Annotated in this window: 21 protein-coding genes; 8 read left to right on the plus strand and 13 right to left on the minus strand. The window is 64.7% G+C overall.

Features of this window, described 5'->3' with window-relative positions:
• Window positions 1-19: 19 nt before the first annotated feature.
• The 3 genes from KUW18_RS07595 to KUW18_RS07605 form a co-directional block, all read right to left on the minus strand.
• The gene (locus tag KUW18_RS07595; protein WP_222561123.1) at window positions 20-2,218 is read right to left on the minus strand and encodes a glycosyl transferase family protein; all 2,199 of its coding nucleotides are present in this window, start codon (window positions 2,216-2,218) and stop codon (window positions 20-22) included.
• Window positions 2,211-3,368, minus strand: coding sequence for a non-hydrolyzing UDP-N-acetylglucosamine 2-epimerase (gene wecB, locus KUW18_RS07600; RefSeq protein ID WP_222484342.1), 1,158 nt, complete (start codon window positions 3,366-3,368; stop codon window positions 2,211-2,213). Before wecB ends, KUW18_RS07595 begins: the two co-directional genes overlap by 8 nt.
• A 219-nt stretch (window positions 3,369-3,587) precedes the next feature.
• Window positions 3,588-3,869 (minus strand): hypothetical protein, encoded by a 282-nt coding sequence (locus tag KUW18_RS07605; protein WP_206941484.1) that lies wholly within the window; start codon window positions 3,867-3,869, stop codon window positions 3,588-3,590.
• A 95-nt stretch (window positions 3,870-3,964) separates the two neighbouring features.
• Between KUW18_RS07605 and KUW18_RS07610 the strand changes: the two genes are divergently transcribed.
• Window positions 3,965-4,900, plus strand: coding sequence for a DUF808 domain-containing protein (locus KUW18_RS07610; protein WP_222484340.1), 936 nt, complete (start codon window positions 3,965-3,967; stop codon window positions 4,898-4,900).
• Window positions 4,901-5,020: 120 nt separating this feature from the next.
• Here KUW18_RS07610 and KUW18_RS07615 read toward each other — a convergent pair whose 3' ends face one another.
• Both KUW18_RS07615 and KUW18_RS07620 read right to left on the minus strand, forming a co-directional pair.
• A complete protein-coding gene (locus tag KUW18_RS07615; RefSeq protein ID WP_222484339.1) occupies window positions 5,021-6,379 on the minus strand; it encodes a PepSY-associated TM helix domain-containing protein in 1,359 nt (452 codons plus the stop codon).
• Window positions 6,380-6,447: 68 nt separating this feature from the next.
• Entirely contained in the window at window positions 6,448-6,876 is a 429-nt protein-coding gene (locus KUW18_RS07620; RefSeq protein ID WP_222484337.1) for a DUF2946 domain-containing protein, read from the minus strand.
• A gap of 180 nt (window positions 6,877-7,056) precedes the next feature.
• On the opposite strand from KUW18_RS07620, the gene zapE reads away from it, so the two are divergent.
• Both zapE and KUW18_RS07630 read left to right on the plus strand, forming a co-directional pair.
• On the plus strand, window positions 7,057-8,265 hold the full coding sequence (zapE, locus tag KUW18_RS07625; RefSeq protein WP_222484335.1) for a cell division protein ZapE: 1,209 nt from the start codon (window positions 7,057-7,059) through the stop codon (window positions 8,263-8,265).
• 112 nt (window positions 8,266-8,377) lie between these two features.
• Entirely contained in the window at window positions 8,378-8,848 is a 471-nt protein-coding gene (locus KUW18_RS07630) for a GNAT family N-acetyltransferase (RefSeq protein ID WP_222484333.1), read from the plus strand.
• Window positions 8,849-8,852: 4 nt separating this feature from the next.
• Here the strand turns inward: KUW18_RS07630 and KUW18_RS07635 are convergent, their stop codons facing one another.
• On the minus strand, window positions 8,853-8,996 hold the full coding sequence (locus KUW18_RS07635) for a hypothetical protein (protein ID WP_222484331.1): 144 nt from the start codon (window positions 8,994-8,996) through the stop codon (window positions 8,853-8,855).
• Between the two features lie 47 nt (window positions 8,997-9,043).
• Window positions 9,044-10,075 (minus strand): LacI family DNA-binding transcriptional regulator, encoded by a 1,032-nt coding sequence (locus KUW18_RS07640; RefSeq protein WP_222484733.1) that lies wholly within the window; start codon window positions 10,073-10,075, stop codon window positions 9,044-9,046.
• A gap of 317 nt (window positions 10,076-10,392) precedes the next feature.
• Between KUW18_RS07640 and ltnD the strand changes: the two genes are divergently transcribed.
• The 5 genes from ltnD to denD all read left to right on the plus strand — a co-directional run bounded on the left by ltnD (window position 10,393) and on the right by denD (window position 15,263).
• On the plus strand, window positions 10,393-11,334 hold the full coding sequence (gene ltnD / locus KUW18_RS07645; RefSeq protein ID WP_222561124.1) for an L-threonate dehydrogenase: 942 nt from the start codon (window positions 10,393-10,395) through the stop codon (window positions 11,332-11,334).
• Window positions 11,335-11,425: 91 nt separating this feature from the next.
• Complete coding sequence (otnK, locus tag KUW18_RS07650; RefSeq protein WP_222561125.1) at window positions 11,426-12,718, plus strand: 3-oxo-tetronate kinase; 1,293 nt, start codon at window positions 11,426-11,428, stop codon at window positions 12,716-12,718.
• A complete protein-coding gene (otnC, locus tag KUW18_RS07655) occupies window positions 12,715-13,362 on the plus strand; it encodes a 3-oxo-tetronate 4-phosphate decarboxylase (protein ID WP_206941471.1) in 648 nt (215 codons plus the stop codon). Before otnK ends, otnC begins: the two co-directional genes overlap by 4 nt.
• Window positions 13,363-13,473: 111 nt before the next feature.
• On the plus strand, window positions 13,474-14,289 hold the full coding sequence (otnI, locus tag KUW18_RS07660; protein WP_222561126.1) for a 2-oxo-tetronate isomerase: 816 nt from the start codon (window positions 13,474-13,476) through the stop codon (window positions 14,287-14,289).
• On the plus strand, window positions 14,289-15,263 hold the full coding sequence (gene denD / locus KUW18_RS07665) for a D-erythronate dehydrogenase (protein WP_206941467.1): 975 nt from the start codon (window positions 14,289-14,291) through the stop codon (window positions 15,261-15,263). Before otnI ends, denD begins: the two co-directional genes overlap by 1 nt.
• A gap of 20 nt (window positions 15,264-15,283) precedes the next feature.
• Here the strand turns inward: denD and KUW18_RS07670 are convergent, their stop codons facing one another.
• From KUW18_RS07670 to KUW18_RS07695, 6 genes are all read right to left on the minus strand, one after another.
• Window positions 15,284-15,865: an NTP transferase domain-containing protein gene (locus tag KUW18_RS07670; protein ID WP_222561127.1), complete on the minus strand. Its 582-nt coding sequence runs from the start codon at window positions 15,863-15,865 to the stop codon at window positions 15,284-15,286.
• 39 nt (window positions 15,866-15,904) lie between these two features.
• The gene (locus KUW18_RS07675; RefSeq protein ID WP_222561128.1) at window positions 15,905-16,903 is read right to left on the minus strand and encodes an XdhC family protein; all 999 of its coding nucleotides are present in this window, start codon (window positions 16,901-16,903) and stop codon (window positions 15,905-15,907) included.
• 62 nt (window positions 16,904-16,965) lie between these two features.
• Window positions 16,966-19,347: a xanthine dehydrogenase family protein molybdopterin-binding subunit gene (locus KUW18_RS07680; protein ID WP_222561129.1), complete on the minus strand. Its 2,382-nt coding sequence runs from the start codon at window positions 19,345-19,347 to the stop codon at window positions 16,966-16,968.
• Window positions 19,334-19,864 (minus strand): (2Fe-2S)-binding protein, encoded by a 531-nt coding sequence (locus KUW18_RS07685; RefSeq protein WP_222561130.1) that lies wholly within the window; start codon window positions 19,862-19,864, stop codon window positions 19,334-19,336. The genes KUW18_RS07680 and KUW18_RS07685 overlap by 14 nt, the downstream gene beginning before the upstream one ends.
• A 316-nt stretch (window positions 19,865-20,180) precedes the next feature.
• Complete coding sequence (locus tag KUW18_RS07690; protein ID WP_222561131.1) at window positions 20,181-21,401, minus strand: mandelate racemase/muconate lactonizing enzyme family protein; 1,221 nt, start codon at window positions 21,399-21,401, stop codon at window positions 20,181-20,183.
• Between the two features lie 76 nt (window positions 21,402-21,477).
• Window positions 21,478-22,377, minus strand: coding sequence for an NAD(P)-dependent oxidoreductase (locus tag KUW18_RS07695; RefSeq protein WP_222561132.1), 900 nt, complete (start codon window positions 22,375-22,377; stop codon window positions 21,478-21,480).
• Window positions 22,378-22,436: the final 59 nt, after the last annotated feature.

Raw genomic sequence — 22,436 nt, forward strand, 5'->3', positions numbered from 1 at the left:
GACCGCTTTATCTGGGGGTTCACGCGGGGGCCTCCACGACGGCCGCCATGGCAGCGCGACGATGCTGCTGCTGCAGGGCCAGCGCGCGTGCCAGGGTGGTGTCATCGATCATCTTGCGAGCGATCAGGAAGTCGCCGAGGCGGCTCTGCTCAGGGTCGAAGTCGATCATGGCCTGGCCGAACAGTGTCGGCGCAATCAGCTCGTGTTCCAGCAGCAGCTCGCCGAGCATGGGCTGGTGACAACAGAAGGCATCCAGCCGCGCGTTACCGTCGGCAGTCGCCTCGTCCCATTGCTGGAGACTGGCTTGGGTGTCCTCATCGAGACCTCCCAGGTACCAGTGGCGCAGGCCCAGCGAGACTCTTCCCACCGCGGCCAGACGCTGGACCACCGGGCGCTGCAGTCGTCGGCTGATGGCGCCAAGGGCGACCGGGCTCAACACCGTTTCGGTGGCCAGGATTAGCTGCTGGTCCTGCTCGCCGATGGCAAGCACGGCGTAGCGGATGGCGACATGGGAAGGCAGCACCTCGACCAGTGCAGCGGGTACCTTGAGCGGATGCAACGCGGTCGTTTCCAGGCCGCGATAGCGGGCCTGGACCTCGGCCAGGGCCATTCCCGGCAGCTGTCCGCGGATGACCAGTTCACGCGCCAGTCGGCGTGGTCCGACCTCCTCCAGGGTAGCCGCCAGCGTAGCGTCAGCGATCAGCTCCGCTTCCAGCAAAAGCGTCTGCAGCGACACCTGCTGGGCGCCATCGATATGGGGAAAGTCGTGGGTGGTCTTGTCCCAGGCAAAGGTGCGGTGACGTGCGCGGGTGAAGAACAGCTTCCAGGCCCGAACGTTGGCCAGGAAGTTGACCACGTTGCTCCACAGCATGCGGGGAAAGGACAGCAGGCCTTGGCGCCAGCCGTAGTAGATCTTGACGAAGTAGAACCGCTGGAAGGCACGGTTGGCCAGCAACACACCGTTGATGGACAGCAGTACCTCCAGCAGGGAGCCGCCGACGATGGACTGAAAGCGCCAGGCGTCCTCCACCAGGGCGGCGTAGAGCCATAGGCCGAACATGATCAGCAGCAATAGCGTCGCCACCAATGCCAGCGGGTAGGCGATCAGGCCGCGCCGGTCGCGCCAGAGGAAGTAGTTGAGGCGCCAAGTGGTCCGGCTCCAGCCGAGATGCTGATAGCCCTGGAAGACGATGCCGGTGATCCAGCGGGACTTCTGGCGAACCACCGCCGCCAGGGCGGTGGGAAAGTGCTCGCGCACACAGATCACCTTGCTTTCTCGCAGCGACTGCCCCGGCGCATGCTCGCGCCGGGGTGACAGGTCGTCGCGCTCGATGCTGTAGCGAACGAAGATGCAGGAAAGACCGCTCTCGTGCAGGCGAAAGCCGATGTCGTAGTCTTCGGTCAGGCTCCAGATGTCGAAGGTGATGCCATCGTTGAGCTGTCTCAAGCGTGCCAAGGCGCGGCGACTGAAGCAGGTGCCGACGCCAGCGCTGGGGACCTGACCGCACATGGCCTCCCTGATCAGTACATCCTTGCCGTGATACTCGGAGAATTCGTCGATGTAGTGGCCTCCGGACAGCTGATACCAGCGGGGCCTGAACGGATAGACCGGCACCTGGATCAAGTCCTTGGCCGGCAGCAGATAGTTGAACAGCCTGAGTTCCATCGGCGAGATCACATCCTCGGCATCGTGCAGGATGCAGCCGGCAAACTCGATACCGGCCGCCTGCTCGAAGCGTGCGATGGCCTCGATCACGTTGTTGAGACAATCTGCCTTGCTGGTGGGGCCCGGGCGCACCGTGACCACCTTGTGGACGTTTGAGAAGGTCTGGCAGACCACGTCGACTTCGGCCTGGGTGTCCGGATCGTTGGGATAGGTGCCGACAAAGATCTGGTAGTTTTCGTAGTCCATTGTGCTGGCCATCAGCTGAGCCATCTGGCCGACCACGCCGACCTCCTGCCAAGCGGGGACCATCACCGCCAGCGGCTTCTCGCGGGCCTGATACAGCCGCTCCTCATCGGCGTAGGGCACGTTGCGGTAGATGGACCAGTAGCGCCAGCTGCGCCGCGTCCAGTAGACGATGTCGAGAAACAGGTCGTCGATCCCCAGCGCCAGCATCATCAGGCACAGGGTGATGGCAACGTACTTCAGCGCGAACAGGGCGTGCAGCGAGGCGTCGAGCAACCACAGCGTCAGGTCGGGCGGAAGTTCAGCCATGCCTGGCCTCGACATCTGCCCGACGCGACAGCAGCCAGGATTCCATGTCGCGGACGATCTTGTCGGCGGCGTCGCCTTGTCCATAGGGATTGGGGATGTGGGCGATCCGCTGGCGCTCCTCGGGGGTGTCGAGCAGGCGCGAGGCAACGGCCACAATGGCGTCGCTGGCACTGCCGGTCAGCATGACGGTCCCGGCATCAAGGGCGTCGATGCGCTCGGTATGTTCGCGCATGACCAGCACCGGTACTCCAAGGGCGGGAGCTTCCTCCTGAAGTCCGCCAGAGTCGGTCAGGATCAGGGTGGCGCCCCCCATCAACCAGACGAAGTCGCGATAGTCCTGGGGGGGAGTCAGGTGCACGTTGGGCAGATTGGCCAATTCACGCTCGGCCACGTCCTTGATGGCGGGGTTCAGGTGCACCGGATAGACGAAGTCGGTGTCGGGATAGCGACCGGCCAGCTCAGCGATGGCCTGGCAGATGGTGCGAATGCCTTCACCATGGTTTTCCCGGCGATGCCCGGTAATCAGCACCCGCCGGGCGCCGGTGCGTAGTCGTGCCAAGGGACTGTCCGGCCACGGCCGATAGCCGTGGGCATCGAGGCTGTCTTTCATCCACATCAGGGCATCGATCACGGTATTGCCGGTGACCAGAATGCTGCCTGGCGCCACCTGTTCGCGCAGCAGGTTGTCCCTGGCGGACGGGGTTGGCGCGTAATGGCGGCGGGCGATACGCGCCACCATGCTGCGATAGGCCTCTTCTGGCCAGGGTGAATCGATGTTGCCGGTGCGCAGCCCGGCCTCGACGTGAGCCACCGGCACTTTGCGCTGAAAGGCAGCCAGACTGGCCGCGAAGCAGGTGGCGGTGTCGCCATGCACCATCACCAGATCGGGCATCACCTCGGCCATGACGCTGTCCAGCCGTCCCAGCAAGGCCTGCATCAGGCCATTGAGCGTCTGAGAGGGGGTCATGACCGCCAGGTTGCTGTCTGGCACAAGGTCAAACAGCGACAGTGCCTGGTCGAGCATCTCGTCGTGCTGACCGCTGGCGCAAAGATGCAGGGAGAGGATGGCGGAAGAGTGGATCGCCAGGGCGACCGGGGCCATCTTGATGGCCTCGGGGCGAGTACCGACCACGAGCATGACTACGGGCATGGGGCTGTCCAGCCGGAGATACCCACCATGAGGGGGTACCCACAATGAAGGGTCCGGGCGTGAGAGCTGGCTCACGTCAACGAACGTTCATTTTTTCCCGTGCTAGGCGGCGGGTCCCTACCTCAAGTGGGCAGGATGGGTGGGGTCATTCGAGGTGGTCGCTATGCAGGAGCAGGGCTTGGTGATGGCTGGCTCCCGCAGCCTAGGGAGTGCGGCGACTCAAGGCTCGATGCGAGGGAGCGGCTGTGCTTCGGCAAGAAAGTCGAGCACCTTGCGCTCGCTCATCTCGCAGGGTTTCAGCCGCCACTCTGATCCGGTCAGGTAGGCGTTCAAGCTGACCATGTCAGTACCGCCGAGTTGCTGAGCCAGCAGCTTGAGCGAGCGCCCCGCGTTGTAGATCTTGAGCGTCACGCCATAGCGCTGGCCGCGAAACAGTACGTCGCTGTAGCCCACGGGCAGGCGCCCTAGCAGCGTGGCGAGATCGGCAGTAGTTGCTGACATGGCACAGGGCTCCCGGGCGATTGCTGCAGCGCAAGAGAAGATCAACGGTTATGCTGAGGCTATTCACCATACCCCACGCCAAGGAGGGAGCCCCAGTGGCAGGAAGCAGTCTGTTAACCCTGATCGATGATATCGCCACCCTGCTCGACGACGTTTCGGTGATGACCAAGGTGGCGGCCAAGAAGACCGCCGGAGTGCTGGGGGATGATCTTGCCCTTAACGCTCAGCAGGTGACCGGTGTCGCCGCCAAGCGCGAGTTGCCGGTGGTCTGGGCGGTCGCCAAGGGCTCGTTGCTCAACAAGTGTTTTCTGATACCGGGGGCGCTGTTGATCAGCGCCTTTGTCCCTTGGCTGGTGACGGTGTTGCTGATGCTGGGTGGCGCCTTTCTGTGCTTTGAAGGCGCAGAGAAGCTGGCGCACAAGTTTCTGCACAAGAAGGATGACCAGCATGAGCACGACGCTCGCCTTGCCGCCCTGGCCGACAATGATGTGGACATGCAGGCGTTCGAGCGAGACAAGATAAAAGGAGCGATTCGCACGGACTTCATCTTGTCGGCGGAGATCATCGTGATCGCCCTGGGGACGGTGACGGCGGCTCCTCTCTCTCAGCAGATAGCCGTGCTGATCGCCATTGGGTTGCTGATTACCGTCGGGGTCTATGGCCTGGTGGCAGGTCTGGTCAAGCTCGACGACCTGGGCCTGCACCTTACCAAGAGTGACAGTGGTCTGGCTCAGACGCTCGGCAAGGGGCTATTGCGCGGTGCCCCCCTGCTGATGAAGGGGCTATCGATCTTCGGCACCCTGGCCATGTTCCTGGTCGGTGGCGGTATTCTGGCTCACGGTGTACCGATGGTGGGCCACTGGATCGAGGGCCTGGCCGAGACCGATGTTGCCCTGCCGGGAGTCGATGCGATTCTCCATGGGCTGGTGCCCATGCTGGGCAATGGGCTGTTCGGGCTGGCGGTGGGCGCCGTGCTGGTCGCCCTGTGGACGGGGTTGCAGCGATTGCGCGGCAAGCAGCAGAGCCACTGAGGAAACACGGCATCAATGCCTGCGCCTCATGACGCTGGGCTGACGTATCCAGCGCTTGCCTGAGTGGTGACATGGTAAACCATGAAAAAGGGCGACCCGCGGGTCGCCCTTGTGCTTGCTTCAGGCGTTGGCGCGTTGTCGGGCGAAGCGCAGTGAGCGCACGGCGTCTACGGCGAGAAACAGCACCAGACTCGCTCCCATGACGGGCAGCGCCAGACCGAGCAGTACGCCGGTGACGATCACCAGGGCCATGGCGGGCAGGGGCAGCGCCAGCAGCGCCGGCCACAAGGTCTGGCCGTTGCTGGCCGAGGGACGCCGCCACCACATGGCGTAACCCCAGGCCACCATGGTCATGATGCCGATGCCCAGGGCCGCCAGCAGCAGCTGGTTCGGCAGCCCGAAAAGGATGCCCATATGGCCGTCAATGCCCCAGCGGGTCAGCTTGGCGGCGAGCGGGTAGTCACTGAAGCTGACCTGATCCAGCACCGTGAAGCGTGACGGATGCACCGCCACCTCATCGACCTGTGAAGGCCAGCTGCGATCAATCTCCCGCACCTTCCAGGCCTGATTCGGGCCCGGCACCAGCAGTTCGATCTTGCCGGCGTCCAGCCCTGCCTCTCTGGCGGTGGCTTCGACGATGTCGAAGTCTGCCAAGCGCTCGGCAGCGCCGGCCTGTGCCATGCCATGATCCGCGTGGGCGTCGGCTTGGTGTACCGCGTGCCCGTCCAAGGACTGTGACACCCTTGGGGTGCCCCAACCGGCCGCCTTGAGGACCGTGAAGAAGTTGTCACCGGCGTGCTTCGACCAGGTCATGCCGGTGGCCGACAGTGCCAGCAGGCCGACCAGCAGAAACAGGCCCAGCACGCTATGGCGACGACGGGTGCGCAAGCGGCGGGCGGTCGCGGACTGTTTGCCTGGATCCACCTTGGGCGATGGGGTCAGGGCCCAGATGGCGAGGCCAGCGAGGGCAGCCAGCCACATCCAGGAGGCGGCCAGTTCGCTGTACAGGCGGCCGGGATCTCCCTGCATCAGGCTACGGTGGATCTGATCGATGATCCGGCGCAGGGGCAGGACACCGCTGGTGCCGTAGACCGTCATGTCGCCACGCACCTCGAGACTATGCGGGTCGATAAAGATAGCGCGGTGTTCACTGGCGCCGAGCAGCGGGTCGGCAAACATCACCCGCGTCGTGGTACCCGGCTCCGGTGCGGGGCGTACCGCACTGGGAGGCGTATCGACCCCCAGATAGTCCTGAGCCGCGGCAACCTGGCGGGACAGCAGGGTAGGTGTGCCGGAGGACGACGAGGTGGTCAGTGCCTCCTTGTAGAGCACCTGCTCCAGGGCCGGAGTGAGCGCATAGAGCGTGCCCGTCAGCGCCGCAAAGAAGATGAAGGGGCCGACCAGCAGGCCGATATAGAAGTGCAGCCGAATGACCAGCGTCTTGAGCGCCGGTCCAGCATGGGTGGTTCGCGTTGTCATGGTCGTTCTCGTGAAATCCGGTGGAGGCCGTGACAGGCAGCCATGGCCAGGAGAGGGCGATGCCTCGTTCAGCGGACGGAACGACCGGGAGGGGCGCGCGGTGTCGGCAGCGTGAATCGCTGCAGCAGCGGCAGGAATGCCCTGAACGTCGACGGGCCAGGTGGGGCGCGGGGGGCGGCGCCGGCGAGTGCCGTCACCGCTATCATCGACAGCGCTGGCACCTGAGCGAACAGCACGCAATAACCGCAAGCGGCGAGATGGTGATGGCCCGCATCCAGTGATGTGCTCTCGGTCTGGACCGCGGTTTCGTCCGACGTCAGTGCGCCACCATGGGCATGGTGGTAATGGTGCAAAGAGACCGCGGGAGGCTCCAGCAGTCGCTGCAGCTGACTGGCCAAGGGGCCGACGAACAGCATCAGCATGGCGGCCACGGCCAACAGGCAGACCCGACGCTGGAAGCGTGGCGATAATCGGAGCCTGTGAGGTGTGGATGACATGGTCGCTAGCCTGAAGATCGACGCGGGAACAGTGACGCGCCACTATAGTCCAGCTGGGCTTGCATTCCCATCGGCAACCCTCGCCCTTTGGGAGTAGCGGTACGCGGCAGGAATCGAGATAGCCAATACCCGGCTGAAGCCACCACGTGGCGTCAGGTCCACGGCAAGGGAGGTCAGGACATGGAGAGGGTCGCACCCTCCTGCCAGAAGGCGCTGGCGGGGGCCTCGTCTGATGCAGAAGGCGTATCGCCACTGGCTGACGACTACGCGAGATGGGTCGATACCGGTCAGATTGTTGCCGATGCCGCTCAGTCTCGGGCGATCGCCTCCCTCGATCAACTGCTCAAGGCGTTGCGGGACGAACAACCTGCACGGGGCTGCTATCTGTGGGGGCCGGTGGGCCGCGGCAAGACCTGGCTGATGGATCGGTTTGTCGAGCGCTGTCCGGTGCCCGCCAGACGCTGGCATTTTCATCACTTCATGCGCTGGGTGCACCAGCGCCAGTTTCAACTGAGGGGCCAGCCAGACCCGTTGACACTGCTGGCCGATGAACTGGCGGCACAGGTGTGGGTGCTATGCCTCGATGAGGTATACGTCGACGACATTGCGGATGCGATTCTACTGGGAGGCGTGATCGAGCGCCTGTTGGCGCGGCGTCTGGTGATGGTGGCAACGTCCAATCAGCCGCCGTCGGGACTCTATCCCGGCGGTTTCAATCGAGAGCGACTGCTGCCAGCCATCGCGACCATGGAGGCGCATCTCGAGGTGATGGAGCTCGATGGTGGTCAGGACCATCGCCACCACCCTGGGGCGCCCCATCAACGCTATTTTGTGCGTCAGCCGGGAGAAAGCAGCGTGTTGCCGCAGCATTTTTTGGCACTTGCCGGCGAGCACGCACGTACCTGCTCGCTGGAGCTGCGCGGACGAGCGCTGTGCCTTCGTGGGGCCGCCCAGCGGGTGCTGTACGGGGATTTCGCGCAGCTGTGTGAGGCGCCATTATCGGCACTGGACTTTATCGAACTATGTGACCGCTTCGATGTACTGCTGCTGGGCGCCGTGCCCTGTCTGGCTACCGAGCAAGAGCCTGAGCAAGCGCCATCCGCGGGTTCCCCGTCTACCCGGCCGCGTGCCCTGGCTCGCGGCACCGAAGATGCCAGCGAGCAGGTATCGGCAGGGGAGCGTGAGCTGCCACCCTTGAGCATCAAGGACGACAGTGTGCGGCGCTTCATTGCGCTGGTGGACGAGTGCTATGACCGACGTGTGCCGCTGGTCATCGAGGCAGCCGTGCCGATGCCATCACTGTACTCCCACGGTTACCTGTCCTTTGCGTTTCAGCGTACGCTAAGCCGGCTTGGGGAAATGCAGCTTGAGCGCTTTGCGCATCGATAGTGGGCGAGGCGCCGGGGCTGAGTGAATCCCCAGGGCGGCACGCATCATGTTTTTCGTCACAGGGCCCGGCCCCCACGGTGGGCCAGGGGCATGACACACAGGGAGTGAGCAGGTGAGCGATTACGTCATCGAGCGGCTGCGGGCCGACTCGCCACATCTCGATCAGGTCGCTGGCTGGACCTTCGGCGCTTGGGGGCACCAGCATCAGGACGCCACTCTGCAGAGCTGGCGCGAAGCTACCGCCGAGCTGTGCGGCCCCGACGGGGTCCCCTCGGTATTCGTGGCGATGGCGGGCGGCCAGCCGCTGGGCACCGCCAGCCTGTCGCCGGATGACATGAGCATTCGGCGGGAACTGGGCCCCTGGCTCGCATCGGTGTTCGTGCCGCCGGAGCAGCGTGGGCAGGGCATCGCCTCGGCCCTGGTTCGACGCGTCGAACAGGAAGCCCGTGAGCACGGCATCGCACGGCTGCACCTCTACACACCCGACCAGCAGTCGCTGTATCGGCGGGGCGGATGGGAAGCCGTCGAGGATGTCGACTACCTGGGGGAGCGCGTGACCATCATGCGCCGCGACCTGGGCTAGACGGTCAGTCGGATCCGGCTTCGCCGAAGCGGGAGCGTAGCGCCTTCTCGGCGATCTGGGCCAGGCCTTCGGCGCGCCAGGCACTGCGACCGATGAACAGCCTGCCGATCTCCTCCCGTGCGTCATACGGTGAGCTCGGGGGGGCCAACTAGCGAGTCGGCTCAGTGTTTCATGTGTTTTTTATCACCCATTTGTTCATGTGCTTTCGCCTCTTTGCAGCGTAAAGCCGACGTCGATGCAGGCCTCTGGCTGGCGACCCTCCAGGCGATCGATGATCTGATGGGCGGCCAGGCGTCCGATGGCTTCGCGGGGGGAGACAATGGTCGTCAGGCGGGGAATCAGCGCGCGTGCGAAGGGCAGTCCGGTAAAACCTGCGATAGCGATGTCGTCGGGCACGCGCAAGCCCTGGCGCTGTGCTTCGAGCAAGGCACCGGATGCCATCACGTCATCGATGAAGTGGATGGCCTCGACCTGCGGATATTGCCGGCGTATGTCGTCCAGCGCTGCACCGCCGAGGTCGTAGTGGCTGTCCTGCTGCCATTCCATCAGGGGGGCATCCAGGCCTTCGCTGACCAGGCGTGAGCGATGGCCTTCGTAGCGCTGGGCGGCGCGATAGTTATGCGCGAGTCGAGTGCCGGCAAACACGATGTGGCGGTAGCCCTGGGCCAGCAAGTGGTCGGCCATGGTGGCGCCGGCCCGTTGATGGTCCATGCCCACGTTCATGTCCACTGCCTGGCCCAGTTCCATGATCTCCACCAGCGGGCGGGGGAAGCGCTTGAGCAGCTCACTCAGGCCCTCCCGGTGACGCAGGCCCGTGGTCACCAGGGCGGTGGGGGACCAGCCGAGGAAGGTGCGGATCAGCTCCTCTTCGCGCTCCATGCTGTAGTCGGTATTGCCCAGCAGCATCTGATATCCGTGCTGATCGAAGACGGCCTGGAGTCCCTGGATGACTTCGACGAACACCACGTTGGACAACGAAGGCACGATGACAGGAATAAATCGTGAGCTGGCCGAGGCCAGGGTGCCGGCGACCATGTTGGGGACGTAGCCGACCTTGGCGATAGCCGCTTCCACTTTCTCGCGGGTGGCCTCTCGCACGCTGTCGGGACGATGGATGGCGCGGGAGACGGTGATGGCCGATACCCCCGCTTCCCGCGCGACGTCGTCCAGGGTGGGATTATCAAGTCCCTTGCGCCGTCGCCGGTCGCCGCCTTGTGGCTCACTCATCATGCTCTCCCTGTTGGGCGCTGCTTATGGCTATGCCAGTCTTATGGCCACCTATGCCTATTTTATGCCGAACCGGTCGTCTTGAGGACCTGAGTGCTGTTCCTCGCGCCGAGAGGGCCTGGCTGCGCTGGATAGGCAGGCCGGTCTGCCCTTGAAGGGCCGTTGAGGATGGCGGTTAAGACGCCGCTCCTGGGATTAGACCATGGTCGATGTGATGCGTCTGACACTTGTGCTTGAGAGGGCTCTCGACTACAAATGTTAGCGCTAACATTCAAATCTCAACGTCATTCGCCACGACAACTTCTCGGGAGTGCAACATGAGCGACGCGTCTTCAGGATTGCCTGTGTGCGGTGTGGTTGGACTCGGTGCCATGGGGATGGGCATCGCCAGAAGCCTCAAGCGCGCAGGTCTCGAGGTCGTCGGCTGTGATGTGTCTGCCGCGTCGCGCAAGACCTTCGAGGACGAAGGGGGCCAATGTGTGGCGGAAGCCTCCGCGCTGGCCCCGCGCTGCGACGTGATACTGCTGGTCGTGGTCAATGCCGATCAGGTGATGTCGGTGCTGTTTGGCGATGGCAAAGACGACGGGCTGGCGACCCAGCTAGCCGCGGGGAGTCTGGTGATTCAGTGCGCGACGGTAGCGCCCAGCGTGGCCGAGACACTGGGTCAGCGGCTGGATCAGGCGGGGCTTTTGATGCTGGATGCGCCGATCAGCGGTGGTGCGGCCAAGGCGGCCACGGGGGAGCTGTCGGTGATGGCATCCGGGACGCCCCAGGCCTTCGCCAAGGCCGCACCGGTACTCGATGCGATGGCCGCTACCGTGCATCACCTGGGCGATGTTCCCGGCCCGGGCTCAAGCGTGAAACTGGTCAACCAGCACCTTGCCGGCGTACATATCGCCGCCGCCGCCGAGGCCATGGCGTTAGGGCTCAGGATGGGCATCGATGGTCGCGCGCTTTACCGGGTGATCACTCAGTCGGCGGGCAATTCCTGGATGTTCGAAAATCGCGTGCCCCACATTCTCGACGGGGATTACCGGCCGCTGTCGGCGGTCGACATCTTCGTCAAGGACCTGAACATCGTGCACGACACCGGTCGTGAGCTGCGTCTGGCGATGCCTGTGGCCTCCAGCGCGCTGCAGCAGTTTACCGCTGCCAGCGGCATGGGACTGGGGCGCGAGGACGATTCAGCGGTGGTCAAGGTCTATGCTGCAACGGGGGGCGTGGTGCTGCCTGCCGCCAATGACGAGTCGGCGCAGTGACGGTCAGCGCCGTCCCTGTGAGCAGCGCGCTTGTTCCCGCTGTCTCTGCCCCTCGCGTTTGTCACTTTGATGGTTTTAAAGAGGATCTCGCATGAGCCTGGTACTCGGCGCTATTGCCGACGATTTCACGGGAGCCACCGATCTGGCCAATAACCTGGTGCGCTCGGGCATGCGCACCGTCCAGATACTGGGGGACCCCACCGGCAAGCCCCTGCCCGAGGGCGTCGACGCCGTTGTCGTGGCGCTCAAGTCACGCAGCTGTGCACTCGATGAGGCCCTCAAGGACAGCCTGGCGGCACTGGACTGGCTGCGCGGGCAGGGCGTGCGGCAAGTCTTCTTCAAGTACTGCTCGACCTTCGATTCCACCGCCGAGGGCAATATCGGGCCTGTCGCCGATGCCCTGCTAGAGCGTCTTGGCGGGCGGCAGACGGTGATGGTGCCGGCCTTTCCCACCACGGGGCGCACCGTCTACCAAGGACATCTGTTCGTCGGAGATCGCCTGCTCAACGACAGCGGGATGCAGGATCATCCGCTCAATCCCATGACCGATGCCGACCTGGTCAGGGTGCTGGGGGCCCAGACCTCGCATCCGGTAGGGCTCGTTTCCCACGCGGTCATTCGCGCTGGCGCCGAGGCATGCCGCCGTCGCCTGAGTGAGCTCGATGCCAGCGGAGTGCGCCACGTCATCTGCGATACGCTGGATGACGATGATCTGGACGTGCTGGCCGCAGCGACCGTCGAGCTGCCCCTGGTGACCGGTGGGTCCGGCCTTGGTCAGGCGTTGCCGGCAGAGTATCGGCGCAAGGGCTGGTTGGCACCGGTTGAGGATGCGGCGCGACTGGCGCCGGCCCAGGGGCGGTCACTGGTGCTGTCGGGTAGCTGTTCGCGGGCAACCCTCGCTCAGGTCGAGCACTTTCTCGAGCATCGCCCAGGATTTGCCCTGGACCCACTGTCCCTGGCGCAGGGTGACCAGCCCATCGCCGAGGCGCTCGACTTTGTGCGCCGACAGCATGCGGAGTCCCCCGACGAGCCCGTGCTGGTCTATGCCTCCGCGGCGCCTGATCGCGTCAAGGCGGCTCAGCAGCAGCTAGGGGTGGCCCGGGCCGGTGAACTGGTCGAGCGGGCCCTGGCCTCACTGGCGACCACCCTGGTGGCGGAAGGCGTTGGCCGTCTGCTGGTCGCGGGAGGCGAGACCTCCGGCGCCGTGGTGTCGGCACTGTCGCTGGATCGGCTGCGAATTGGCCCACAGATCGATGCTGGGGTGCCCTGGACCCAGGCCAGTGTGGCAGCAGGAACGCTGTCGCTGGCGCTGAAGTCGGGCAACTTTGGGGGTATCGATATCTTTACCCGCGGCTTTGTCGTGCTCGAGGAGGCGACCCGATGAGCACTCGCGACGTCAACCGCCTGCGTGAACAGATCGCCACCTACGGCAAGTCACTGTTTGACCGCGGGCTGACCATGGGCTCCAGTGGCAACATCAGCGTGCGCCTGGACGATGGGGGCTGGCTGATGACGCCAACCAACGCCTGTCTTGGACGCCTGGACCCAGCGACCATTTCGACGCTGTCAGCAAGCGGCGAGTGGCTCGGCGGCGACAAGCCGACCAAGGAAAGCTTTTTGCACATGGCGATGTATGCCGAGCGGCCCCAGTCCGAGGCCATCGTGCACCTGCACTCGACCCATTCGGTGGCGGTATCCTGCCTGCCGGACGTCGATCACTGCGACTGCATTCCACCGCTGACCGCCTACTATGTGATGCGTGTCGGTCGCTTGCCGCTGGTGCCCTACCATGTACCGGGAGATCCGGCGCTGGGAGATGCTGTCAGGGGACTGGCGGGCAAGCATAGCGCGGTACTGCTGGCCAACCACGGGCCGGTGGTGGCCGGCAAGTCCTTGGAGGCGGCGGTGTACGCCACCGAAGAGCTCGAGGAGACCGCCAAGCTATTCTTGCTGTTGCGCGGGCAGAATCCCCGAGGCCTGACCCCGGAGCAGGTCGCCGAGCTGGAGGCGCGCTTCCCGCGGGACTGAGTCTGCCGCCCCGGTGCCCGTTATGGGACGCCAGATCAGATGTGAGGTGCCAGTTGCAGGGTGCCGGGGCGATGACAGCGATAACGACAACGACAGCAGCAGGAGCGCCCGATGATTCGCTTGGCCGCCAATCTCAGCATGATGTTTACGGAGCACGACTTTCTCGACCGTTTTGCCGCCGCCGCCAGGGCCGGCTTTCGCGGTGTCGAGTATCTGTTTCCTTATGACTTCCCAGCAAGCGAGCTGCGCGCTCGACTGGATGACCAGGGACTCACCCAGGTGCTGTTCAATCTGCCCCCAGGCGACTGGGAGGCCGGCGAGCGCGGCTTGGCTGGCCTACCGGGTCGGGAGCAGGCGTTTCGCGACGGACTGGAACGTGCTCTCGAATATGCGCAGGCGCTGGACTGCCCGCGGGTGCACGCCATGGCCGGGGTGTTGCCCGACAACGCCGACCCCGCCACCCGCGATGCCTACCTGAAGACCTACGTCGATAACCTGAGCCACGCCGCTGAGCGCTGTGGCCAGGACGGGCGCACGCTGCTGATCGAACCCATCAATGGGCGCGACATGCCGGGCTACCTGTTGCAGCACCAGGCGTTGGCGCGGGAGGTGATTCGACGCGTAGGATCGCCGCACCTGCGCCTGCAGTTCGACCTCTATCACTGCCAGATCATGCAGGGTGATCTGATGCGTACCCTGGAGCAGCAGTTCGCTCAGGTGGGGCATGTGCAGATTGCCGGGGTGCCGGAACGTCACGAACCTGACCAGGGTGAGTTGAATATCGGCGCGTTGCTCGAGCACCTCGACGCCCAAGGGTACGACGGCTGGGTCGGCTGCGAATACCGCCCCAGAGAGGGCACTGTCGCAGGACTAGGCTGGGCGCGCCCCTATGGGATCATCGCTGGACACGCTGAGGAGACGCCCTGATGCATATTCTGATTACTGGTGCGGCAGGCTTTCTTGGCCAGCGCCTGACCCAGGCGCTGCTGGCGGCCGGGCAGTGTCGTGGCGAGCCACTGACCCGCTTGACCCTGGTCGACCAGAGCACGCCGCCCCACCCGACCGCGCAAGGGGCAGTGGCGATCACTACGACCGCCAGAGACCTGACCGAGGACGGTGCCTGGGATGCCTTGCTGGAAGGCCGGCCACAGGTGATCTATCACCTGGCGGCGGTTGTCAGCTCCGCTGCCGAGGCGGACCTTGCCCTCGGTCAAGCGGTCAACTTTGATGCCACCCGTCGCCTGCTCGAAGGCTGCCATCAGCGCGGGATGAGCGATACCCGGGTGATCATGGCAAGCTCCGTGGCGGTGTATGGAGGCGAGCTGCCCGACGTGCTCGATGACATGACTGCGCTACGGCCGCAAAGCTCCTATGGTTCCCAGAAGGCGATGTGCGAGCTGTTGATCCAGGATTACAGCCGCCGAGGCCTGGTCGATGGCTTGGTCCTGCGTCTGCCGACGATCGTGATTCGCCCGGGGCGGCCCAACGCGGCGGCGTCGAGCTTCGCGTCGAGTATCCTGCGTGAACCTCTCAATGGTGAAGACGCCGTGTGTCCCGTGTCCCCAGAGCTCGAGCTCTTCGTGATGTCGCCGGGCAAGGTAGTGGAGGCGTTGATGCATGGGGCGGCGGTGGCTGCTGACTCCCTGGGCGATTTCCGCGCCTTTATGCTGCCGGGTATCACCGTCAGCGTGGCCGAGATGCTGGACGCCCTCGAACGCAAGGGCGGCGCCGAAGCGCGGGCTCGGGTGAGCTTTCGCCCGGACGAGCGGGTGAATGCCATCGTCTCCAGCTGGCCGGGTCGCTTCCGCACGGCCAAGGCAGATGCCCTTGGCTTTGTAGGCGATAGCGACTTTGACGCCATTGTCGATGCCTTTATGGCGGAACACACCAGGGCGCGCTAGCGCGGATCAGGTCGAAGGCGCTAGCGAGGGTCCTGCGGACGGTCCAGGTCACGCACCACGCCCGGGTCGTCCACCGCAATGTCCACCCGCGCCTGTGGGTGGCGTGCGAGTACGGATCTGGCCCCCTCCTGGCCATGCAGGCTTCCCATCTCGCCCCAGAAGTCGCGGCCGATGATGACTGGATGTCCCGGCTGGCCCTGATACGTCGGCCTGACCAGGCGATCCCGCCGGGATTGCGCCGCCAGACGATGGCAGCTGGCCGGTGTCACCCAGGCCATGTCGGCGAGCCACACCGCCGCTGCCTCGGCCGTTGATGCATGGCGTTCAAGCCAATTGAACGCCTGGGCCAGGCTATCCCCCAGGCTGCGGCTGGTCTGCGCCAGCGTCAGCACCTCGAGTCCGGGGGACGCGGGGACGGACAAGCCAGCCAGGGTGTCATGTGGACCGATCACCAGCAGTCGTCTGGCCGACAGGGCGGCGCTGGCGGACAGGCTGGCGGCCAGCAGTGTGCGGCTGTCGCTCAGGCGGGCAAGGCGCTTGTCGGCCCTGCCAAACCGGCGTGAGCTGCCTGCAGCAGCCATCACGCACCACAGGGTTGTCATCGTCTGAGGCTCCTCAGGTTTATCGATTGTGACAGCGGCTTAAAGCCCATCACGTGGTTTGCCACGACGTACCCTGATCACGTCTGCCATCACCGCCAGCGCAATTTCCGCAGGGGTCTTGCTGCCCAGGTGCAGACCGATCGGCATATGGATCCGCGCGATGTCGGCCTCGCTGAGACCACCGCTGCGGGCGAGCCTCGCTGCGCGTGCGCTGGAGGTCTGCCGCGATCCCATCACGCCGATATAGAACGCCTGGGTGTGCACGGCTTCCATCATCGCCAGGTCATCGATGCGCGGGTCGTGGGTCAGCGCTACGACGGCGGTCGCCGCGTGGCATCCGCCTTCGGCAATGAAGCGCGAGGGAAGCCGGGCGATGGTGTCGATGCGTGCTGCGGATTCGCCCAGAGCCTCGACAAGCTCTTCCAGCTTGCCCTCCCGTGGGTCGCAGACGATGACCTCGAAGCCCAGACCCAGGGCGAACTGGGCGCAGAACACCGCAACCGGTGAGACGCCTGCCAGCACCAGGCGGGCGCTGGGGCCTACTCGCAGTAAGGCTTGCTGCTCGGTCTCCTGCAGCTGCACGCGGTCGCCGATGCCATCGTCATCGAGCAGTTGCCGCTCTGCCGTCGACCACGAGACCCGTCGTCGCAGCGGACCCTTGCCCTCCAGTGCTGCTGCCAGTGCAGTGAAGTGGGTCACGGCTGCCTCGTCAGGCGCAAAGCGCTCGATCAACACCTCCAGCACGCCTCCACAGGGTAGTGTCGGTGCGGGATAGTCGACGTCGTCTCCTGCGCCGTAGCGCACGCGGGTCACTGGCTGGTGGAACTCACCCCGACTCAGGCGTTCAAGAAAGTCGTCTTCGACACAGCCGCCAGATAGCGAGCCGGCATGCTCGCCGTCCTGGGTGGCAATCAGCCAGGCACCGGGCTCACGAGGGGAAGAGCCATAGGTGGACAGCACCGTGGCCAGCCACAGTTCGCGTCCGTCGTGCAGCCACTCAAGGGCACGACGCACCACCGTCAGATCCAGATGTTGCATGGGTTGCGTGTCCTGTTCGGGGGGAGCCCTCCGTTGTTGGCCGGAGGACTCCCGTGCGGCTGTCAGCTCGTCATCTGGTCATCGGCGCGGTTGCCGAGCCGTGTCTTGAGGGTTTGTGCCCGCATCGGAAGATCGCGTAAACGCACACCGCAGGCATGCGCGACAGCATTGCCGATGGCGGGCGCCACCACGCAGGTGCCGGGCTCACCGAGCCCGACCGGCGTGTGGTCGTTGATCATGAACTCAAGATCCAGCTCTGGCACCTGATGCATACGCAGCGGGGTGTAGCTGTTGAGATTGAGATCGCTGGGCTGCCCCTCTGCATACTCGGTGCCTTCGTGCAGCGCCATGGACAGGCCCCACAGCAGTGACCCTTCCAGCTGGGCCATGGCGCCATCCGGGTGGGCCAGGGTGCCGGCGTCCACGACCGAGGTCAGCTTTTCGACCGTGACGTCGCCGCTGCTCCGATCTACCTTGACGCGGGCGACACAGGCCACCCAGGTTGGCATATGGCGTTCCTGACCGAAGCTGAGTGCCACGCCGAGCCCTGTGTCCTCCGGTAGGGTATCGCGTTCGCTCCAGCCCGACTTCTCCAGCGCGCGCTGCAACACCGCTTTCAGGCGTTCGGCGCCACCCACGCTGTTCGGCGCTTCCCCGGCGTTGCGCCCTTCCGCCTGGAGCAGTGCCAGGCGGAAGCGGGCCGGGTCGAGCCCTGCCGCCTGGGCCAGTTCATCCATATGGCTCTCGACTGCCCAGGTGGTCCAGCCCGGCCCCACCGAGCGCAGGTAGCCAGGGACAAAGGCCTCGTGGGCCTTGTGATTCTGCTGAGCCCACACCCGCTGGGCAGCGACCTGGTACCAGTGGTCCGCTCCGCTGATGGCGAAGGAATCTAGCTTGCCGCCACCATCGACGAACTCGCCCAGAAAGCCGGGCGCGATCGCCGCGGTGGGCCATCCCGCCGCAGCAGCATGCTCACTGGCCAGGATCTCACCGCTTGCCGTAACGGCTGAGCGCAGGCGCTGCACCGACGGCGAGCGAACGCAATCGAGACGGCTATCATCGGGGCGGGTAAACACCATCTTGACCGGTTTGCCCAGAGCCTTGGCGGCAAGCGCCGCCGGAACAGCATAGTCGCCATAGAGGCGTCGCCCGAAACCACCGCCGAGGTAATACTGATGGAAGGTCACCTGGCTGTCGTCGACCTCCAGCGCCTTGGCCACCAGCGGCACTGAGGCGGACTGCTGCTGGTTGCCGCAATGGATGTGCCAATGCCCGTCGCGCTCGACCACCGTGGCATTCACTGGCTCCAGCTGGAAATGCAGAACGCTTGCGGTGGTGTAGGTGGCATCGACCAGGGTCGCGCTGTCGGCGTCGGCACGCTCAAAGGCGGATGCCAGGTCGCCGCTGTCCACAAACAGAGCACCATTGTCACGGGTCGGCGCCTCGGTCAGACGACGTCCTTCCTGCTGTATGTCCGCTTCACTGATGGCGGCAGCGGGACCGACGTCCCACTCGACCTTGAGCGCATCGGTCGCACGCATGGCCGCCGAAAAGCTGTCGGCAATTACCGCAAGCCAGCCCTGGCATAGGCCTGAGGGATCCTCCAGACGCAGCGTCTGCTGATAGCCTGGGATCGTTGCTGCAGCACTGTCATCGATCGAGACGGCCTGGCAACCAAAACGGGCAGGTGGCAGCACCGGGCGCGCGTAGACCATGCCATCGATCTTGGCATCGATCCCGAAGAGGGCGGCTCCGGTGGTCTTGTCGGGGATGTCCTGGGCGTTACCGGGGCTGCCCAGTACGCGTCGCTCACTGGCGGGTTTCAGGGCAATCGCTTCCAGCTCTTCGGCGCTGTAGCTACGCGACAGGGTGCCGCTGGCAACGATCTCGCCATAGCTGATCCGCTGATCGTCGCAGATGACCTGACCATTGCGGGCGTGGCAGCGTGCGGGGTCCACATCCAGCAGACGAGCGCCGGCGTCGATCAGCGCTTCGCGGCCAGCGGCGCCCGCGCGGGAGAGCGGCAGAAAACTGTGATTCACCGACCAGCTGCCACCGGTGATCATGTATCCCCACTTGGGATCGCTGTCGACATACTCGATACGCATGGTCGCCGGGTCGACCTCAAGCTCCTCGGCGACCAGACGTGCCAGGCTGGTTCCCACGTGCTGGCCCATCTCGGCCTTGGTGCAGTGCAGTGTGACCTGGCCGTTGCTATCGATGGCGTACCACAAGGTCGGCTCGTACTGGCCTTCCTTGAGGGCGGTATCGGTTGCGTCCTGGGCCAGGGCAATGCCGGGAAGGCCGAACGCCAGCACCGCTGTCGAGCCAAGGGTGCCGATCAAAAAGCCCCGACGGCTGATGCCTGAGGCACTGATGGATGAACGCTGCTGCGGGTCACGGCCGTGGACATCGCCAACCTGTGGATCGTTAGGCCTTGGCATGCTGGTTGCCCTCCGCGCTCTCGCTGGTTGCACCCGTGCGGGGCTCCCAGCTCTGTACACCGGCCTGCGCCATGTTCGCTGCTCGCTTGACCGCTCGATGAATACGCACATAGGCCATGCAACGACACAGGTTGCCACTCATGCCCTGAGTGATCTCGTCGTCGCTGGGGGAGGGCTTGCGTGCGAGCAGGTCGGCTGCCTGCATGATCTGGCCTGACTGGCAGTAGCCGCATTGGGGCACCTGCTCTTCCCGCCAGGCTTGCTGTAGCGGATGGTTGCCGTCGGCATCCAGGCCTTCAATGGTAGTGATCTCGGCACCTTCCGCGGCGGCCAGCGGCAGCACGCAGCTGCGCGTGGCAGAGCCATTGAAGTGGATCGTACAGGCGCCACACTGGGCAATGCCGCAGCCGAACTTGGTGCCGGTCAGGCCAAGGGTATCGCGCAGCACCCACAGCAGTGGGGTCTGTGGATCCACCTCGACACTTACCGCCTCGCCGTTAAGGGTGAAGCTGGTCATGGGTAGGGGTTCCTCGCAGTCTCGTTGCTGGTCTGTCGAGCGGTCTTGGATACGTTGTTGTTATGGGCGCCGTCGTGTACCGCGTTTTACCTTGGTCAGGGCGTGACCGCCTGTCCTGGCGCGTTCAGCAGCACATGAAAGACATTTTAAAAGCGTTGCGGCGATACTATAGACCAGTCGACTAGAGGGCAACGTTGAAAATGCGAGAGTGTGCTTTAGCAGAATGAGGCGTGCTGGACAGGCCGTTGAAATGGTTGGCCGACTGGTAACGTGACATGGAGGGCGCTCGAGTGTCCGGCGAGTCTGAAATGTCGCGTCAGCCTTGGCTGGTGGTACAGCTGACAGCGTTATCCGCGCCTTCGGTATCTACCTTCAACTTCACCCCCAGTCCCGCTTCGCCGCTGACGCGGATCATGCCGTTTTCGATGGGGGGGAGCCCGTCGATGCAGTCGCCGTACCAGCCATAGTAGAAGGCGCGGGTGAACTCCTGTTCGGCCACGTTGGGCAGGGCCATGGCCAGGTGGGTGGAAACGGCCAGGGTGATCGGGCCTGAACAGTCATGGAAGGCGATCGGTCGCGCTTCTGCCTCCGCCAGGGCGGCGGCCTTGCGGGCAAAGGTGATGCCTCCGCCCCAGGTGACATCGATGATCGGCGTGTGGATATGGCCGCGCTGCAGCAGGTCACGTATCTGGCCGAGCCCGCCCAGCGTTTCTCCTCCTGCCAGCGGTATTCCGATGTCGGCCAGTTCGCTTAACGGATCGAAGCGATCCATCCACAGCGGGTCTTCAACCCAGTCGGGATCGATAGGCGCCAGCGCCCGGCAAATCCGACCAGCGGCGTTCACGCTCCAGAGTCCATGCAGCTCGGCCTTGAGACGCATGCGATCGCCATGGACTCGGCGGATTTCCTCGAACGGCCACAGGGCCCGGTTGAGATCCTGGGGCGAGATGGTCATGCCATCGTGGGCGCCTTCGGCGAAATCGAAGGGCCAGATCTTCATCGCCGAAATGCCCATGTCGAGTAGCTCCGAGGCGAGCTCTGCCGGACGTTCGAGAAATCCCTGTAGATCCTCGTAACGTGGTCGGGCCTGGACGGATGCCGCTGCGGCCCCGCTCCCCAGACCGAAATTTCCCGGCCGCACGTCGGCAGACTGGGACACATATTCGGGTCCCGCACAGGTGTTGTAGAGCGGCACCCGGTCACGGCTCTTGCCCCCCAGAAGGTCGTGCAGTGGCAAGCCTGCCCGCTGTCCCGCCAGGTCCCACAGTGCCACGTCGACCGCAGACAGCGCGCGGGTTTCGGCGCTGGTGCCGGTGAAGCCCACGTAGGGCTGCATCTTGCGGTGCAGGGCTTCGATGCGACGGGCGTCCTCGCCCAGAAGCAGGGGCGCCAGGCGACCATGAATATCGGCTTCGATGGCGTCGCAGCCAAACCAGCTTTCTCCCAGGCCGATCAGTCCATCCTCGGTGTGCAGGCGCACCCAGATCAGCGAGGGCCGAGCCTTCGGACGCAAGGTATCAATGCGCTGGATCTTCATGGAGGCTCCTGGCGGTTGTCAGTGGTGTGGAAAGCGGCCGTCAAATGCGCTGGCCGTGATGGCGGGAGGCGACTCCTCACTCCCCTCGCTGAGTCGAGGCGTCGGCCAGCAGACTGATCAGCTCAGGCAGCAGTCGTTCGCCGTTGCCCTCGGCCACGATATCGGCATAAAGCTGATGGACGGCTTGGCCCATCTGGCGTGAGGCTCCCAGGTCCTTGCTCATGCTGTGGTAGTAGCCCACATCCTTGAGCGAGTTCGACAGGCTGAAACGAAAGCCCGAGGGATCGGCGTCCACCAGATACGGCCGCAGCCGCTCCAGCACCACACCGCCGCCGCCACCGTTGCCCAGTACCTCCAGCAGCACGCTGTTGTCGATGCCCGCCCGCTGCGAGGCGGCGCTGGCCTCGGCCAGCACGGCAGTGAATCCCAAGGAGACAAAGTTGTGCAGCAGTTTAAGGGTGTGGCCTGCCCCGACGGGGCCGCCGTGGGTGATGTGCTCGGCAAACGCGGAAAACAGCGGCGTCAACTCGTCGAACAGCGCCTTGTCCGCGCCTACGATCAGGTTGAGTCGCCCCTCTGCGGCCTCTTTGGGCGTACGTGTCATGGCGGCGTCGACGAAGCGGCCCCCTGCCTCCCGCACGCGAGCTTCAATCGCCTGCGTGGAGCTGGGAATGGCGGTGGAGCAGTCGACGACGATCTGCTCGGGCTTGAGTCCTTCCAGAACCCCCTGGGGGTCGAACAGTACGCTTTCCACCTGGGGGGTGCCGGTGACGCAGAGGATGACCAGCTCTGCAGCAGAGGCCACGTCTCGCGGTGTTTCCAGTGGCGTGGCGCCTGCCGTCTGAAGGTCATCGCAGGGCTGGTTGCCTGGGTGATCCAGATAGCTCAGCCGATGTCCCTGGCGCAGCAGGCTCTGAGCGATGCCATGGCCCATCAGGCCAACGCCGATCAGGCCTACATGAACAGAAGAGGTCATTCCCGGTTCCTTATGGTAGATGAAGCTGTCATGAGGCGGCACAGAGGCGACGCCTCCGT

The sequence above is a fragment of the Halomonas sp. DP5Y7-2 genome (genome assembly GCF_019802025.1).
In the GTDB taxonomy this organism is placed as follows: domain Bacteria; phylum Pseudomonadota; class Gammaproteobacteria; order Pseudomonadales; family Halomonadaceae; genus Halomonas; species Halomonas litopenaei_A.